22 protein-coding genes are annotated in these 16,316 nt (G+C 46.0%); 20 read left to right on the top strand and 2 right to left on the bottom strand.

What is annotated here, in order from left to right:
* Window position 1: 1 nt before the first annotated feature.
* From NST25_RS27780 to NST25_RS27685, 20 genes are all read left to right on the top strand, one after another.
* The gene (locus NST25_RS27780; protein WP_036681245.1) at window positions 2-472 is read left to right on the top strand and encodes a phage tail tube protein; all 471 of its coding nucleotides are present in this window, start codon (window positions 2-4) and stop codon (window positions 470-472) included.
* A gap of 125 nt (window positions 473-597) precedes the next feature.
* The gene (locus NST25_RS27775) at window positions 598-1,020 is read left to right on the top strand and encodes a phage portal protein (protein ID WP_076129761.1); all 423 of its coding nucleotides are present in this window, start codon (window positions 598-600) and stop codon (window positions 1,018-1,020) included.
* Between the two features lie 194 nt (window positions 1,021-1,214).
* Window positions 1,215-3,158: a hypothetical protein gene (locus NST25_RS27770; RefSeq protein ID WP_076186591.1), complete on the top strand. Its 1,944-nt coding sequence runs from the start codon at window positions 1,215-1,217 to the stop codon at window positions 3,156-3,158.
* 1 nt (window position 3,159) lies between these two features.
* Complete coding sequence (locus NST25_RS27765; RefSeq protein ID WP_076186589.1) at window positions 3,160-3,912, top strand: LysM peptidoglycan-binding domain-containing protein; 753 nt, start codon at window positions 3,160-3,162, stop codon at window positions 3,910-3,912.
* 9 nt (window positions 3,913-3,921) lie between these two features.
* A complete protein-coding gene (locus NST25_RS27760; RefSeq protein ID WP_076129764.1) occupies window positions 3,922-4,884 on the top strand; it encodes a hypothetical protein in 963 nt (320 codons plus the stop codon).
* 5 nt (window positions 4,885-4,889) lie between these two features.
* Window positions 4,890-5,186, top strand: coding sequence for a DUF2577 domain-containing protein (locus tag NST25_RS27755; RefSeq protein WP_076099903.1), 297 nt, complete (start codon window positions 4,890-4,892; stop codon window positions 5,184-5,186).
* Entirely contained in the window at window positions 5,183-5,614 is a 432-nt protein-coding gene (locus NST25_RS27750) for a DUF2634 domain-containing protein (protein WP_076186586.1), read from the top strand. Before NST25_RS27755 ends, NST25_RS27750 begins: the two co-directional genes overlap by 4 nt.
* Window positions 5,607-6,665 (top strand): baseplate J/gp47 family protein, encoded by a 1,059-nt coding sequence (locus NST25_RS27745; protein ID WP_036681258.1) that lies wholly within the window; start codon window positions 5,607-5,609, stop codon window positions 6,663-6,665. Before NST25_RS27750 ends, NST25_RS27745 begins: the two co-directional genes overlap by 8 nt.
* A 1-nt stretch (window position 6,666) precedes the next feature.
* Window positions 6,667-7,080, top strand: a complete 414-nt coding sequence (locus NST25_RS27740; RefSeq protein ID WP_036681259.1) for a hypothetical protein — start codon at window positions 6,667-6,669, stop codon at window positions 7,078-7,080.
* A gap of 1 nt (window position 7,081) precedes the next feature.
* Window positions 7,082-8,104 (top strand): DUF2793 domain-containing protein, encoded by a 1,023-nt coding sequence (locus NST25_RS27735; RefSeq protein ID WP_340392929.1) that lies wholly within the window; start codon window positions 7,082-7,084, stop codon window positions 8,102-8,104.
* A gap of 11 nt (window positions 8,105-8,115) precedes the next feature.
* Complete coding sequence (locus tag NST25_RS27730) at window positions 8,116-8,451, top strand: phage tail protein (RefSeq protein ID WP_340392927.1); 336 nt, start codon at window positions 8,116-8,118, stop codon at window positions 8,449-8,451.
* A gap of 3 nt (window positions 8,452-8,454) precedes the next feature.
* Window positions 8,455-9,066: a putative phage tail protein gene (locus NST25_RS27725; protein ID WP_076280154.1), complete on the top strand. Its 612-nt coding sequence runs from the start codon at window positions 8,455-8,457 to the stop codon at window positions 9,064-9,066.
* A gap of 11 nt (window positions 9,067-9,077) precedes the next feature.
* Window positions 9,078-10,601, top strand: coding sequence for a hypothetical protein (locus NST25_RS27720; RefSeq protein WP_076186579.1), 1,524 nt, complete (start codon window positions 9,078-9,080; stop codon window positions 10,599-10,601).
* A gap of 18 nt (window positions 10,602-10,619) precedes the next feature.
* The gene (locus NST25_RS27715) at window positions 10,620-11,063 is read left to right on the top strand and encodes an XkdW family protein (protein WP_340392925.1); all 444 of its coding nucleotides are present in this window, start codon (window positions 10,620-10,622) and stop codon (window positions 11,061-11,063) included.
* 25 nt (window positions 11,064-11,088) lie between these two features.
* Window positions 11,089-11,307 (top strand): hypothetical protein, encoded by a 219-nt coding sequence (locus NST25_RS27710; RefSeq protein ID WP_339281461.1) that lies wholly within the window; start codon window positions 11,089-11,091, stop codon window positions 11,305-11,307.
* 94 nt (window positions 11,308-11,401) lie between these two features.
* On the top strand, window positions 11,402-11,683 hold the full coding sequence (locus NST25_RS27705) for a hypothetical protein (RefSeq protein WP_036681272.1): 282 nt from the start codon (window positions 11,402-11,404) through the stop codon (window positions 11,681-11,683).
* A gap of 2 nt (window positions 11,684-11,685) precedes the next feature.
* Window positions 11,686-11,886 carry a hypothetical protein gene (locus NST25_RS27700; protein ID WP_036681274.1) on the top strand — a complete coding sequence of 67 codons (201 nt, stop codon included), beginning with the start codon at window positions 11,686-11,688 and terminating at the stop codon, window positions 11,884-11,886.
* Window positions 11,879-12,268: a hypothetical protein gene (locus NST25_RS27695; RefSeq protein WP_076304943.1), complete on the top strand. Its 390-nt coding sequence runs from the start codon at window positions 11,879-11,881 to the stop codon at window positions 12,266-12,268. Before NST25_RS27700 ends, NST25_RS27695 begins: the two co-directional genes overlap by 8 nt.
* Window positions 12,240-12,932, top strand: a complete 693-nt coding sequence (locus NST25_RS27690) for a M15 family metallopeptidase (protein WP_076280159.1) — start codon at window positions 12,240-12,242, stop codon at window positions 12,930-12,932. The genes NST25_RS27695 and NST25_RS27690 overlap by 29 nt, the downstream gene beginning before the upstream one ends.
* Before the next feature lie 12 nt (window positions 12,933-12,944).
* On the top strand, window positions 12,945-13,226 hold the full coding sequence (locus NST25_RS27685) for a holin (RefSeq protein WP_076280160.1): 282 nt from the start codon (window positions 12,945-12,947) through the stop codon (window positions 13,224-13,226).
* A 103-nt stretch (window positions 13,227-13,329) separates the two neighbouring features.
* On the opposite strand, the gene NST25_RS27680 is transcribed toward NST25_RS27685, so the two are convergent.
* The gene (locus NST25_RS27680; RefSeq protein WP_076307203.1) at window positions 13,330-14,640 is read right to left on the bottom strand and encodes an MBL fold metallo-hydrolase; all 1,311 of its coding nucleotides are present in this window, start codon (window positions 14,638-14,640) and stop codon (window positions 13,330-13,332) included.
* Window positions 14,637-16,316 carry an iron ABC transporter permease gene (locus NST25_RS27675; protein WP_076193939.1) on the bottom strand — a complete coding sequence of 560 codons (1,680 nt, stop codon included), beginning with the start codon at window positions 16,314-16,316 and terminating at the stop codon, window positions 14,637-14,639. The genes NST25_RS27680 and NST25_RS27675 overlap by 4 nt, the downstream gene beginning before the upstream one ends.

Raw genomic sequence — 16,316 nt, 5'->3', positions numbered from 1 at the left:
GATGGCATTTTTAAAAGCTAGTGATACGATTTCCGGCCAGGAGGGCCGTGCTTATGCTGTGATTGGTACGCAAACCGAAGAGATGTTCTATGTGAAAACTCTTGAAGCTACAGTAGAAAAAACAAAGGCAGAGGTGAAAACACTGGGCCGCCGGGGTGTTCAGCATAAAGCGACTGGATGGTCGGGCAGCGGTTCGATGACGATTTTTTATATGACTAGTCGTTTCCGCCAGATGATGCTCGATTATATGAATACGGGTGTTGATCAGTACTTCGATATTGAGGTTACGAACGAAGATCCATCGTCCAGCGTGGGAGCACAACGTATTATTTTAAAAGGCGTGAACCTTGATAGTGTCATCATGGCCTCACTTGATACAGAGTCAGATGCTCTGGAAGAAGAAGTTAGCTTTACCTTTGAAGATGTGCAGATTGTGCAAGCTTTTGGTGCTCCGGCAGGTTCCGGGCTTTAATTAAGACAACTAGATAGATTGGAGCAAGCAAGACCCGAACGTAGAATGAGCGGCGGGTCTCTTCTCTGTCTATTGGCAGCTAGTAGCAGGAGAAGTATCTAATAAATAATTCTAGGAGGAAGACAATGAGCGAATTAAGTTTGTTTTTTGCCCAAAATGTAGCATGTGACACGACCGAGGAGTTTGTAGTATCCCAGCGTTTTAAGGATAAGGAAGGAAATGCGGTAGCTTGGAAGCTGCGCAGTATGACTGAGGATGAGAATCAGGAATGCCGCAAGGCCGCAACCCGTAAAGTCAAAGGTAAAAACGGAGTGTATACCTCCGAAATTGAGCCTAACGATTATATGGCGAAGCTGATGACCTCAAGTGTAGTGCATCCGGATCTGAAAAATGCTGAATTGCAGCGTTCTTATGGCGTACTTGGCGCTGAGACACTGCTGCGTAAAATGCTGCTACCAGGTGAATTCGCGGCGTTGGGTGAGCGGGTGCAGGCCTTAAATGGTTTTGGCACGGACATGAACGAGCTGGTGGATGAAGTAAAAAACTAATCAACGAGGGCGATAGTGAAGCCAATTTTGCTTATTACGCCCTCCATGAGCTGCACATTTTACCCCATGAGCTGATGAAGCTGTCTTCACGCGAACGCGCCGCAATATATGCGATGATTGCTGTTCGTGTGGAGAAGGAGAAGCGGGATCAGGCACGGAGTAAGGCGAGGAAGAGATAGTTAGGGGGTGAGAGAATGAAGATAGACGCATCTAAAGCCGTAATGTTACCGATGAAATCTCTGGGAATTTGGAAGAGTGTTAATAAACAATGTGTTCGTGTGAACAGCAATCTGGATATCGTTAATCGATTGGTCAAGGGAGTGCAGGTAGTTGTTAAGCGGTCAAGCGATGAGATGAGCCGTTCTCTGAATCTAGTGAACCAATCTTTGCAGGATATCAATGATACGCTGCTTGAAGGCTTTAAGAGACTTCCTCCTAAGGTCATAGTTTCTAGAGATATAGTTATCGAGCAAAGCCAACAAGCAGGGCAATCACAACAGTTAGCGCTTCGAACATTAAATAGCTCCCCAAGTGTGCAAAAAGGTAAGGCTGAAGAAGAAGAGGCGAAAAAGGTAGAGTGGTGGAAAGGGCTAAAAGCGAAGGAGAAAAAGAAAGAAGAGGAGAAAAAGCCGGAGGTTAAGGCTGATCCGGTCCCCAAGCCCAAAATTAATCTGAAAAAGGAACCTCCGGTTCCACCATCCCCACCAACTCCTGACTCGAGAATTATGAAGTTTCTCAAGACAGTTGATGTGGTAAAGCCATTTAATGCCGTGAAGTCTTTTGGGGAGAAAGCTGTAAAAGCTGCGGCACAACCAGGAGATATCGCTGACTGGAATAAGCTGAATGACAATACAGATGCTGCACTTGGGAAAATCGGTGAGAAAGCAATGGGAGCCTTGAGGCCAGTGATGGATACTTTGAACGAGGCGCTGACTTCAAACCAATTTATGCCGATTATAGATGCTATGGCTAACGGCTTTCTGATCATTGCTAATGTGATTGGCATGGTAGTGGATGGCTTATTATGGTTGGTTGGAGTGGTGCAGGAGAACTGGTCTTGGATTAAACCGATTCTTGAAGCGATAGCCATTGTCTATCTCGTAGCTATGATCGTACAAGTGGCTCTACTTGTAGCAGCCGCTTATCAGCTTGCAGCAGCATGGTTGGTAGTAAACTGGCCTATTTTAGTGGTTATCGCTGTTATAGCTGTTCTTATTTATATTTTTCAAATGTTAGGTATTTCTGCGGGGGATGTCGTTGGAGCTATAGTGGGAGCATTTGGATGGTTAAGCGCAGTGATGGATAACATTTGGATTTTTATACAGAATGCAGCTATCTCTGCATGGGATTATATAGTGAATAAATTTCATGAAGCGGTCAATTTTATGAAGCAGCTGCTATATGATTTGGGTATGGGTGCCCTTAATGTTCTTTACAATATGACAGTTGGAGCAGAGGGCTTTGCCGGGGGATTCATGAAGGTAATGGCAAAAGCAATCAATTGGGTACTAGACAAATTCAATTCCATGATTGAGGCTTTAAGTCATATTCCATTCTTCGACGAATTGGGGATAAGTGAACTAAAAGTTGAGAGGAAGGAGCCGGAAATTCCTCATGCAGCAAGCGATATGATCGATAAATACCGGCAAAATTTTAAGGCGTTTGCTCCTACCGCTGATAATTTTCCAGAGCAAAAGACTGCTAAGATCGAGTACGTTAATCTTGAAGATAGTTTTAATAGCGCCAGTCAAAAAGGAAAGAATGCCACGAACAAGTTGATGGACAAAGGGCGCGATGCTACTGAAAAAGTGAAGGATATGTTGAATCCGATCAGCAGTACAAAAGCACTGGATTCAACAGGTCTACTAGCTACTCAGGGCAATAATCTGAACACCGTCAACCGTGTGAACGAGCTCGGCTCCATCAACGACACCGTAGACATCTCCAGTGATGATCTGAAAATGCTGCGCGAGCTGGCCGAGATTCAGGCGATCCAGAATTTTGTGGAGCTTACGCCGACGGTGCAGGTGACGACCGGGAATATTAACAATGCCGGAGACATTGATACGATTATCAACAAGATCGGGCAAAAGCTGAACGAGGAGTTTGTCTCTACGGCGCAGGGGGTGTATACGTAACGTGGAAGAGTACGGGATTTTTTTGGGTTTTAATAATCAGGAGGATGCAATTCGGCTGCCAGTCAATCCAGAGACCTTGGAAATCAAGGAGAGTGGAGATGGAAAAAGTTATACCATTATCGATCTGGGTGAGATTAATACGATTGCTTATCCGAAGCTTACGGAGATCACAATTGAAAGTATTTTCCCGGCACAAAGGTATCCGTTCGTATTGGTGCAAGAGGATGGATTGAAAAGGCCTTTTGAATATGTGGAGCTTATTAAGAAATGGATGAAGAGTCGTCGGCCTATTCGGTTTGTGTTCTCCGGTGTGAGGTATCCCGATGATACAAAAAAAGATGAAAAGAAGTTAAACAAACCGCAGAAATGGCTAGAGGAATCTTCAATTAGTGAGGATAGATCTTTAGAAATTGATTTTGCTGTGAATATGGCTATGAGCATTGAAGGTTTCACTTGGAAGCTTAGTGCGGGTACGTCAGGGGATATTGAATATTCGTTATCTCTCAAAAAATACGTATTCTATCAGGCGGTAGCTGTGAAGGTTGTCAAAGGTGAAGTGAAGGCGGAACAGAAGCGGGCTAATGAAAAAGCAAAGCCTACTACCTATACCTTAAAAGCTGGAGACAGTCTATGGAGCATCGCTCAAAAAAACCTAGGAGATGGCTCGAAGTACAAAGTCATTCAGAAGCTTAATGGCATTCCGGATAGTGAGCTGAAAAAGCTGCCCATCGGTAAAGTCATCAAGCTGCCGTAGGAGGATGTTATGGAACTGCTAGTGAAGAATAAGGAAGGGAACCTATGGGATATTTCTGGCATCGTCTCAGATATTTCTTGGAAAACCGCACGGTCAGGTAAACCGTCAACGCTAGAGTTAACGCTTGTGGATAGCGGAATCTATCAGCTCCCCAAGTTCGGGATCAGCAATGGTGATATTATTCAGTTCAGTAAAGATAATGTGGATGTATTTTACGGATTTGTGTTCAGCATTGATACGGGCTCGGATCAGGAGATTAAGCTGACTGCCTATGATCAGATTCGTTATTTGCTGGGCAATGGTAGTTATGTTTTGCAGGATGTTACGGCTAGTGATGTGATCAAGAAAATAACAACGGACTACGGATTAAAGACAGGTGTGCTGGAGGAGACAGAGTACCGGATTCCTTCTTTAATTGAAGATGACAAAAAGCTGTTGGACATCATTATGGGAGCCATCGGCAGTGAGCTTCAGTATAAGGGGCGGTTGATGGCTTTTTACGATGATTTTGGGAAGCTGACGCTGCGTAAACCGGGTTCTATGCTGCTTAACCTGGTGCTCGGAGCGGGTCATTATCTGTACGATTATTCGCTCAAAAAAAGTATTGATGACGATACGTACAACACGATTTTTCTGTACAAGGATAACGAGGCATCGGGCAAACGCGATTTCTATCCGGTTAGTGACAAGGACAATGTGAAACGCTGGGGTATCCTGCACTTGTATCAGAAGGCTGATGACAAAGCGAATGCTGCCCAAATTCAGGAGAAGGCAAACAATTTACTGAAAATGCACAACCGTGAAAAGCTCAGTCTCTCCGTACAGGCGATTGGTGATATGCGCGTAAGAGCAGGCAATTTCATTTATGTCCTATTGGATGAATTCGAGACTCAATTGTTTCTGGTGGACCAATGCAGCCATAAGATTTCTGGAGGGGAGCATACCATGTCCCTCGATATTAAGGTGGTGTAGAAATGATGTTAGATATTATTAAAAAAGCAAGTCTAGGAGCCGTGGGAAGTACAAATCCCGTGGCTTTTTCTTATGGAACGGTAACGGAGGCAGCTCCTTTGCAGATCCAGGTGGATCAGCGGTTTATTTTATCGGGGAATGCGTTAGTGCTGCCTGAATCGGTAATGGAAAGCAAGATCGACATCGAGGGCAAAGAAGTAATACTTCGGCGAGGACTAGCGAGTGGGGACCGCGTATTAATGGTTCGAATGCAGGGCGGACAAAGCTACATTGTTCTGGATCGGCTGGTGAGCCCGATATGATCCCTGCGATTGGAAAAGCTGGACCGATAACGGCCCTGCTTGAGGGGGAAGTCAACCTTGAGCGTGGGGAAAGTCCTAGTCTTACGTACCGGATGGATTGGGAGAGAAAAAGGATTACAGGCCAAACGGATGGACTAGAAGCTGTTCAACAGGCGGCGGCTAAAATATTGCGAACCGATCGGTTTGAACATCTGATTTACAGTTCTGATTACGGAACAGAGTGGCGGTTGGTGCTTGGTAGGGACCGGCTGCTGGTTAGAGCTGAAATCAGACGTATCGTTAGTGAGGCACTACTTCAGGATGAACGAATCCTTAGTTTAGAGAATATTGTTGTTTCGTTTACCGGAGATAATCTAACTTTTGACTGTAAGGTCGTCACACGTTACGGAAATTTTCAGCTGAGAAAGGAGTGGAATGAGGATGTATGAGGATCAGACGTATGAGGCTCTTTTGGAGCGGATGCTGGACCGGATTCCATCAGGATTGGATAAACGCGAGGGCAGCATCATTTATGACGCGTTGGCTCCAGCAGCCGCTGAGTTGGCACAGATGTATATTGAGCTGGATGTGAATAATAATCTGTATTTTGCAGATACGGCTACCGGAGAGTACTTAGAGCGAAGTATCTCCTGGTCAGGCATTGTAAGGCGTGAAGCCAGCAAGGCGCAGCTGAAAGGGATTTTTTATAAGGCGGATGGAGGATTGTTAGATGTTCCACTCGGCAGCCGCTTCTCACTCGAAATGCTGAATTATACGGCTGTGGAGAAGTTATCTCCTGGAGTGTATCGCTTGGAAAGTGAAACCGCTGGAGAAGAAGGAAATCGATATTTTGGCTCTTTACTGCCAGTGGATTATATCTCAGACCTAGCGCGCGGAGAAATAGCTTCTCTTCTGATCCCTGGGGAGGACATTGAAACGGATGATGCACTACGCCAGCGTTATTTGGATTCAGCCAGACGCCCAGCTACTAGCGGAAATAAATATCACTATATGGAGTGGGCACTGCAAGTTCCGGGTGTGGGAGGCGCACGTGTTTTTCCATTATGGAAAGGTCCTAAAACTGTGAAGGTGATTATTGTGGACGCCGAAAAAAAACCAGCATCCGAGCTGTTGGCGGCTCAGGTGCAGCAATACATTGATCCGGTCTCAGGAGCGGGTGAGGGACAAGCACCGGTAGGGGCTGTTGTGACCGTGGCACCGGCTGCGGGCAAAAACATCAGTATAAGCGCCAAGGTAACCCTTGCTTCTGGCTATGCTCTGCAAGCTGTAAACCAAGGCTTTCAGGTGATGCTTGAGAAATATCGCAAGGAGAAGGCTTTTTCAGCAACCTATATCAGTCAGTCTGTCATCGGGGCATTATTGCTTGCTACTGAAGGAGTTGCGGATTACACAGAGCTGAAGTTGAACAGTGGAGCGGGCAATGTGATGTTGAACGAAGAAGAAGTACCGTTGTTCGGCAACGTTCTACTGGAGGTGTAGCATGGGTTATCCAGAGCAAATTGATATTTTTCAAGAAAAACTTAATAAAAAAGCAAACGGTAGCAGCTATGTTATCGAAGAGAGATTACCGCTTGTAAATGGCGTTTACAGTGGTCTTCTAGCGCATGACAATATTAATAATCAGACCATTGCGGTGTACACAGGGTCACAGTATTCCGGGATCGAGCTACGCAATTTCACTGTGTCTTTTCCGGATGAGGCGCCCTGGCGGCGGTTGATTAAGATTTTTGCCGATGTGCCTGAGGTATATGTGACTTACGAAACTCCCGGCGATACGGTTGAAGCAGAGGATATTAACGGTTTGCAGGTGAGTCTTACTGCTGTCCAGACTGAAATAGAGCGTTATAAGAACAAGGGCCAGATTGACGGAGGATCATTTAGAAGAGAGGTGTAAAATGGCACAGACCATACAAATAAAGCGAGGTACAAAGGCTGAGCTAACGAGTTATGGCGTGTTGAAGGCAGGCGAGCTTGGTTTTTGCAGTGATACTAAGGAAGTTTATATTGGTGACGGCACGTCCAATTCCATGGTCGGCAGGGCGCTGTCAGGGCCAGAAGCTTCGCGTCCGGTTGCAGGATCCGTTGGTCGTTTGTATTACGTGACTACGGGTTCGAATAGCGGATATTTATATTTTGATGATGGGGCAGCTTGGCGGCGGGTGAATGTGCAGAAGCTTACCGATCTGACAGGTACAATTGACGATATCGCTGATGGAGCTACCTATGCGAAGGTGCTTAAAGCGGATATTAGTGCGGGACATATCAATAAAGTATCGGATGGCACAAACGTAAAGACTGCCGCTGAGATCAAGACTCACATTGATGATGTGGCCAAGCACCGGACAATCAATGATACAGGGACTACGATTACAGACTTGTGGTCTGCACAAAAGATTAAAAATGAAATTGAGCTGGCTAAGCATAACATCGAACCGCAAGCGTCGGTAAAAGACCAGAACCTGCTGGCTCCACCTGCCAGTCCGGTTGAGGGGGATCGATATATTATTCCAGCAGGGGCAACCGGGGCATGGGCGGGCAAAACGAATCAAATTGTTGAATACCAATCTGCCACTTGGGTATTTTATGTTCCTGCCGTCGGTTGGACCGCTTACGTCGATGATGAGCAGAAGATCTATAGCTGGAATGGCAGCGCATGGGTACGCACGGGTGGTGCACTACAGACCATTACAGCTGGGAACGGGTTAATTGGTGGGGGGCAGGCCGATGCTGTGACACTCAATATTGGTGCAGGCAATGGAATCACGGTTACTGCAGACGCGATTGCGGTTACGGCAGGAAAAGGGATCACCGTAGATGGATCCGGTGTAGTTGTAAGTGTGGATGGAAGCAGCATCATTTATGATGCAGCGAATGGCAATAGACTTACCGTAGCCAGTATTGATGGCGGAACATTCTAGGGGGCGGGACAATGGCTCTAAAAACATTGATTCAAATACGCCGCGGCTTGGAAAGCACCATTGGAGCGCTGGCTATTGGTGAGCTTGGGTATTGTACAGACAGTGGCAAGCTGTACATTGGTTCTGCCGCTGGTAATGTCTTGCTGGTAGCCGCGCAGAGTACCGGGGATATGCTGAAAAGCATTTACGATACGAATAACAATGGCAAGGTGGATTTTGCGCAACAAGCGGATAGTGTAGCTTGGGCGGGGGTAGCAGGTAAACCAGTGGTATTTCCTCCGGCGGCGCATACACATGATTATTTGCCCAAAGGCCCCCTAACCTGGAATCAACTGAAGGGGGTGTAGAGGATGAGTTACGGCAGCTCTTTATACAGCGAATTGCAATATTCCGCAGATAAAGATTCGAGCCATCCGGGTGAAGTCGAGGCGCCTGATCTAATGCAGTATTTGCCGGACTATTATAAGGATGTCCGCGAAATGGAGAAGCTTCAGGAGACCATCGGGCTAGAAATTGGTGGACTGAAGCTGGGCACTATAGACGTACTGGATCAGGCTTTTGTTGAAACGGCAACGGTGAGCCTTGGACGATGGGAAGCTGAGCTTGGACTAAATATTGATTCATCCAAGTCATATGCCACACGCCGAGAGATGATTAAGGCAAAGCTGCGTGGAAATGGGACGACCACACCGGAGATGATTCAGCGGACGGCGTCAGCTTTTTCAGGTGGAGTGGTTGAAGTAAAGGAAGTGCCTGAGGAGTACCGTTTTGAGATTCATTTTGTGAGTACACTGGGGATTCCTCCAAATATGGCAGGGTTGATTCAAATCATCGAAGAGATTAAACCTGCGCATTTAGCTTATGAATTTGTGTTCAGCTATACCTGGTGGGAATCTGTTAAGGCTTTGACTTGGGAGAGTGCTCACAGTAAAACATGGAACGAATTAAGAACTTATAGATAGGAGAGTGACATATGCAAACCACAGGAAATTTGGGCTTAAAGAAGCCAGAGGGAACAGATATCGTTGATATTGCCGATTTGAACGGGAATATGGACATTTTGGACAATGCAGTGAATGGCAAGGTCGATAAAGTAACAGGCAAACAGCTATCTTCGAATGACTACACCGCAGCTGAGAAAACAAAGCTGGCGGGGATTGCGACGGGAGCGAATAATTATGTGCATCCTAATCACACGGGGGATGTTATAAGTACTGGTGACGGGGGGACCGCAATTGCGGCTGGGGTGATTGTAAACGCCGATGTTAATGCTTCAGCCGGAATTGAGGCTTCGAAGATTGGAACGGGAGTGGTCTCTAATGCAGAGTTTGGGTACTTGGATGGGGTGACTAGTGGGATTCAGGGGCAGCTGAATGGTAAGGCGCCGTTGGTTACTACGCCTCAGCAGACGACAGCGGATATTACTTACTATGTGCGGACGGATGGGAATGATAATAATACGGGATTGGTGAATACGGCGGGTGGGGCGTTTAGGACTATACAAAAGGCGATTAACAGTATTCCTAAACATATTCTTCATATTGCTACTATCAATGTCGCTGCCGGTACGTACGCCGAAGATATCTCTTTCGCAGATGTGAGTGGTGGCACCGAAGTATGGCTTAACGGCGGGACAAGCTACGAGACGGCCGCAAACTTCAAGGTTAAAAGTATGACCTTTTATGGTGTTAGTAATCAAGTAGTTGTAACTGGATTCACAGCAACTTCTACAACGAGAGTCGGATTTTTTATTAATAACTCGATATTTATTCAAATGTTATTTTGCCGTATATCTGCAGATGGTAAGGCAAATTCCGTTGGAGGATTCGAGGCCAGTAACCATTCTGGATTGCGACTTTACGGCTGTGAAGCTGCTAATCGTAATGAAGGCATTGTCAGTAACCAAGGGTCAACGGTAATATCCAGAAATAGTTTTGGGACCTCAAATACTATTGGGCTTTCAGCATACGACGGTGGCACAATAACAAAAAAAGACGGTCAGCCCGCGGGCGCAATAAATGAACAGATTGACGCAGGTATCATAACTTGGGGTGTACTTAATCCATGGGGAGATAACACAATGAGTTCTAGAAGTTTTATATCTGCATGGGGGAATGTTAACGATACAATAGTAGCTAATACATGGACAAAGATAACGTTTGGGAATGAAGTTTTCGATCACTTGAACGAGTTTTCAACTAGTACTCACAGGTTCACAGCCTTAAAAGCTGGGGTGTATTTAGTATCAGCCGCAATCAGTTTGATTACTCCCGGTGCTAACTCAACATGTACTATGTGCGCATATGTTAATGGTGCAAGAGGCAAGGATTTTGGATATTCTCAAACCGCAGGCACTAACAACACATCTTACCAAGGAAGTGTTATGTTGAAATTGGATGCAGGAATGTTTGTTGAAATATACGCTCACACTAATATGAATGTGACAGCGGCGGCCGGGAGCTCATGGAAGTATGTTGATATTGTACAGGTAGCATAAAATTAAGAAAGGGGATAAATGATGAATATCGCACAAGCAATTATGTATCTGTACCCAAATGCTAATCCAATGAAGGACTTTATGGTGCAAGATAACGGACCCGAGCCAGTATTACGCGAGGGCATAGATGGACGGACACGGCACGAGATCCGCCCATTAGACGAAGATGAGACCGAATATAGAGAGGGAGTACACTATTACTATGCCGTGGATTTTAACCGATTGAAAAAGGGCGTAGACTACGACATTATTGAACGTGGCCCATACATCGCAGCTTGGAACCTAGATGTCCCACAACCAACGGAAGAAGAACTCGAAGCCGCGTGGGAAGCATATCTAGAAGCAGAAGCTAACAAACCACCAGAATTAAGCGAAGTTGAGCAACTCCGTGCTGAAAATACTGCTTTGCAAGACAGGCTTCAAGATGTCGAAGTCATTATGGCTGAATTACTCAGCATATAAACCCAAAAGGAGGTGAGTTGTAATCATGACAATGAATTCATTAACAGCCGCCAAAATTCGGTTGATGGCTAATGCCTGCATCACTCGTTTTGATCGTGAGGAGGGTCCGATAGAGAATATCATTTCTTCCTATAACATGCAGCCGGATAATGAGACTTTGGTTAAGGATCAGATTATCGAGAAACGATCAGATATTCATTTTGCTGAAAACGATTCGACTGAGCAAGCTTCATCAGCCAAATAATTAGCACGCATCCACACAGGAGCGTGTTTTTTTGTGCCCTCGGTGGTGCCGGGGGCTATTACGCATCAACATCATTATAGAAAGGAGCGGACGAATGGGCGAAGGGGATATTGCGCAATTGGAGAAGCTGCTGCCGCTGGCAGATAAGTATGGGCTGGCTTATATTGTTGCTTTCATTTTGATGATCGTGCTGATGGTGTTATTGCGTGCGATTGTCAAAGGGAACCTTGTACCGCGAGAAATGCTGGATCGGGCAGAGGAGGATCGGGATCGTCTGCAAGCGATTTTGGATAAGGAGCGCTCGGAGTTTATGCAGCCCACACTGGACGTCTTAAAGAAACTGAAGATTGACCATACGGAAGACAGGGGGAGTTAGGAATGCTGTCACAATGGATTCGGCGGCTGCTTCTCCCCCGGCATGTTGATAAAGAGATGGAGCTCCGCAGAGCCTCTACCAGCGTCACACTGACCATAAGTCATTATAAAAATGTCTCGCAGGAAATTCAGGAGGAGATTGATCGCAACCGGTTCGCCAAATATTTAGTTTATGATCGAGGGGATCATGATGCACATGATTGATTTTTTATTATTGGTGCTATATGGCACTACTACGGCCTGCGGAATATACATTATTCATTGCCACAGGCAATATTTTTACGAAAGATTTCATAAAGGTGTGGTCAGCGTGTTTATGCTGGCTATGCTTTTTTTCTTATTGGCTTATACATTCAATATGCTTATCGTTCTACTATTCCGTTTGGCAGAATTACTAGGAGTGGACATGACAACATGGCTGACTTGGCTTCATTATAGCTGGGCTATTGCCCAATTCGGTACAACTGGTGGAATTATCATATTAGCGATACTGACACGTTCCGGGAAATACGACCAATTTATTTATCTGAAAAAGATAGACAGAAAAGAGGAACATCATGCTGACATTAACTCAGGTGAAAAATAAATCAGCCCAACGCCTAACAGGCCTACATCCCGTAGTTCGTTCCGCTGCTACTGCGCTTATCGAGCGGTGTTACAAACTCAACATCCCCATTCTCATTACGCAGGGACTTCGCACAATTGCCGAGCAGGATGCTCTTTATGCACAAGGCCGCACCAAGCCCGGAGCGATTGTAACCAATGCGCGAGGCGGGTATAGCTATCACAATTTTGGATTGGCCGTAGATTTTGCTCTTTTGCTGCCGAATGGATCGAGTGTGTCATGGGATATGTGCCGGGACGGCAATAACAACCAGATCGCAGATTGGCAGGAGGTTGTGAAGGAGGCAAAAGGGCTGGGCTTCGAGTGGGGTGGCGACTGGACAAGCTTCAAGGATTACCCCCATTTTCAAATGGCGTTTGGGTTAACACTCACACAGTTACGAGCAGGGACAAAGCCCTCAACATCTGCGGTGGAGTCAGCGTATAAGGTCATCAATCGGAAGGAGGAGGAAGAATTGAAGAGTGATGTTATTGCTGTCGTAAAGGTTAACGGGGTTAAGGTTGCAGATGGAGTGCTTGAAAAAGGCATCACCTACGTCCCTGTACGTGTTATTGCAGAAGCGCTGGGTGCTCAGGTAGGTTATGATTCTGCGACTCGAACGGTTGAGATTATAAGTACCCGCTAAGGAGGGAAAAGGATGGAAACTGGAACAATTTTAGATAATGTTGTGGCATTCGCCTCTATATTAGCAGTATTCGTACTGGCACTGGTTCAGTTGGTCAAAAATAGTATCAACATCCCGCGTAATGCAGTACCGATTATCGGACTATTGATAGGTTTGTTCATCGGCGTAGTAGCGTATCCTTTTACCGAACTAGATTTAGTGCTTCGCCTTTGGGCTGGGGGCCTTGCAGGTTTATCTGCGACGGGGTTGTTTGAGCTAGCTTTTAAGGATCGCCCGGGCACGACGAAAGGGTAAGTGGATAATAGGTACGAATTATAAAAAGGGCTGTTCCAAAAAGTCTGAAAAAGACCTAAGGAAGAGCCCCATTGTTTTTCTCATGATATTACATAAATAAGTTTCAGAACGAAAGCGTGCTGCCGGGTTGTAAAGAATATAGTCCTGTGAAACCTTCTCCTTTTAATATAGAAGCTACTTGGTCGATATGTGGTTTGGGAGCATGGACAAGCACTGTCCGGTGGCTGGGAATCGTTTGGAGCATTTTGCGAATGTCCGGCAAGCCTTGATGGACTTTATAGCGGATAAGTGAGACTGTACAGCGTACGCTGCTAGATTCTCCGATCATAGCTTGCTCAACAAGACGATGTCCAAAGCTTCCCGCCGCTAAATGTCCCGTAAAAATCACATGGTTGTCAGGAGAAACAGAGAGTTGCTGAAAGTATTCTTGTGCTTTTGCTGACTGCATCATCCCGTCATTGGTAAATACGATAGCGCCCTTAAGATTCAGCATTGCCTTCGCGCGTTCGTCCGAATTAGATACAACACACAAGTTTTTTCTGTTAAAAAGTGCATTTACGCGCTGAATAGCGTCCTCTTTCAGCCATTCCACCTTGTCGCTTAATGCTCGTAAAGGAGCGACGAGTGCTTCTTCAACGATCAATTGATGATCTGGAAAACATTCATTTGCCCATACGATCAATTCCTGGCTTCTGCCATGGATAGGCACGGGAAGGAGAACAGAACCCCCTTTTTGCAAGGTGTTGTGGATGGCTATCTCTAATTGCTGTAATTTTACAAGCTGCTCATCAGGATCTGCCCCATAAGCGGCATCGATAATGGACAGATCAGCCACATTTTTAGCTTCGGCTTCCATAATTGCTGGTGTGTCTGCCGTGAGCAGCTGCGATTCCTCCGAATAATCCCCCGAGAAAAATACAGTCTTGCCCTCCCATTCTAGGGCCAACCAAACCGAACCTGCTAAATGCCCGCTACGTCCCCATTGAACTCGAAGGTTAGGCGCAAGCGTCAGCCAAGTGTGAGGGGAGACATACTCCTCTAAATACATGAATTGAATAGCTTTTTTATCCGTTTCCTCATAGGGGAGCGGGGCGGATTGAGCCGCCACATATTTATCCCAGGCCTCGAAATAATCAGGAAGCTGTAATGAGGTAGATCTAGTAGTCCATACCTTCCCTCTGTATCCGTGTTTATAAAGTAAGGGCAGCGCTATGGAATGATCCTCATGCGCATGAGACAGAAATACTGCCTGCAAATGTGGAATAATATCCGTATCAAGTAGGGGGTATTCACCGGGGCCTTCTTTTTTTACGCCACAATCGAGCAGGATGCCATTTCGTGAATCCTTGCCCTGCAAAAGATAGGAGGAACGGCCATGCTCTCCGGCCCCTCCCCAAATCGTTAGTGTGCTCATTGTTGTCTCCGCTTTCTATCTGGGCTTAAATATTCTAAGACTAATAGTAATAAGGTAGTGATGCCTACAGAGATTACAGCCATGGCCATCCCCATGGCTACCGCACCTTGTTCAAACTGGGCAAAAATATAGGTTGCCGAGGTCTGCATTGAAGGTGGCAGAATGAGTAATGAGGCTACCAGTTCCCGATTAGAAATGGTGAAAGTCATCATCCAGCCAGCCACCATCCCCGGAAGGATGAGGGGAAGCAGGATACGGCGGAACACATACAGCTTACTACCTCCGAATACTTGTCCCGCTTGCATCAGAGAGGAATCGATTTGCCCATAGCTTGCTTTTACATACTGAACAGTATAAGGAAGGAAAAGTACGACATAAGTCAGTACAACCATCCAGTAGGTATTATAGAGCGGGATAGGCATCCAGCGGGCATTCCACAGCAGAATTAGCCCTACTACAATTACAATTCCAGGGACTGTATTTGGAAGCAAGCTGAATAAATCTGTAATTTTCTGCTTGAATGTAGCCCCTTTTCCTACCGTTAAGGCAAACCAAGTCCCGAGAATAACAGCGATACTGGAAGCAACGATAGCTAATGTAAAGCTATTTAATAAGGCCTCTAGTCCTTGCGAACCCGGGGATAACAGCTCTGCATAATGTTTTAAGGTTAGATTGCTCCAGGATACACCTTCTCCCCGAAGCTTCAATAATGAGGCTGTTATGATAGAGAAATAAGGAATGCCGATGGATGCCAGAAGCAATAGAAGAACATAACCCCAGCTAAGAAACCCTACGATTCCTGTACTCTTATAACGTTTAGTACGAGTTCCTTTTCCACCGATCAGACGGTAAGAGTAGCGGCTGCTAATTATAGTTTGGATGTACCACATGACAAGACAAACTCCGAGCAGCAAGGAGGCTAGTGAAGTAGCCTTACCAAAATCAATCGGCCAACTGGAGATATATTTATGGATCTCAGAGGTCAGCACGTAAAAGCCGATCCTGCGGCCAAAGGTCGCAGGGGTACCGAATTCAGCAATGGTTTTGACGAAGATGAGCAGTGCTCCAAGCCCATAGCTAGAGAGCAGTAAAGGAATAATCACTCTTTTAAATCTGTAAAAGAAGGGGGCGCCGTGAACAGAGGCTGCTTCCTCCAGATTGCCCCCGATCTGCAAAAGCGCATTGCGCAGCAGCAGGTACAGGAAGGGAAACAGGTGAAGGCTCATGATCAGCACCATACCCCCATAGCTAAAGAAATATGGTGTCAACACGGAGGAGGAGGGCAGAAACTGCTCCATATACCCACCCGTCTGCATAAACAACATCCAGCCCATAGAACCAATGTAAGGCGGCGTCATAAATGGAATTAACAGCACGACATCCAGCCAGTTGTGGCGCCCTAAGTCGGTTTTTGCCATAATCCAGGCTAGAGGTAGCGCAAACAAAGTAGTTAGCAGAATGACGCTTACCCCAAGCCCGATAGAATTCAGCAGCACCTCTACTAGGTCATTGCTCCCCATAATGGTTCGTAGTGGTGCGGCTATGTCGAGATGCTCCTCTGGATAAATACTGGTCCAGAAAATGAGCAGGAGTGGCAGCAGCACGATCACGGTTAGTATAAATAAAGCCAGTCCACCGCTCACCCATTTAAATGAGCGCAAAGAGTTAGTATTCAT

The organism is Paenibacillus sp. FSL E2-0190, assembly GCF_037992965.1.
Classification (GTDB): domain Bacteria; phylum Bacillota; class Bacilli; order Paenibacillales; family Paenibacillaceae; genus Paenibacillus_AQ; species Paenibacillus_AQ odorifer.
The sequence above is the reverse complement of the archived record's forward strand: the minus strand, read 5'-3'. Positions and strand labels throughout refer to the sequence as shown.